Origin of the sequence: Salifodinibacter halophilus, from assembly GCA_012999515.1 — a bacterium.
Classification (GTDB): domain Bacteria; phylum Pseudomonadota; class Gammaproteobacteria; order Nevskiales; family Salinisphaeraceae; genus Salifodinibacter; species Salifodinibacter halophilus.
Genome location: JABEEB010000536.1, coordinates 1 through 247 on the forward strand (window position 1 = coordinate 1; position 247 = coordinate 247).

The 247-nt window shown below is 76.5% G+C and carries 1 protein-coding gene; it reads left to right on the plus strand.

Annotated features, from left to right (window positions below; genetic code table 11):
* A partial coding sequence (locus tag HKX41_12745; GenBank protein NNC25003.1) for a hemolysin secretion protein D occupies window positions 1-247 on the plus strand: 247 nt, incomplete at both ends.

Genomic DNA, 247 nt, shown 5'->3' on the forward strand with positions numbered 1-247 from the left:
CGCCGCCGCCGGCAACGCCGTGGCCCAGGTGCGCGCGGCCGAAGCGGCCTTGCTCGAGCTCGAACGCGGCAACCGCCGCGAAGACATCGCCCAGGGCCGCGCCGCGCTCGCCGCTGCCCAGGCCCAGGCCGCGGTGCAGCAGGTGACGTTCGGCAAGCTGGATGTGTTGGCGCCGCGCGACGGCGTGGTCGACAGCCTGCCGTACAAGCTCGGCGACCAGGCGCCGGTGGGCTCGCCGCTGGCGGTG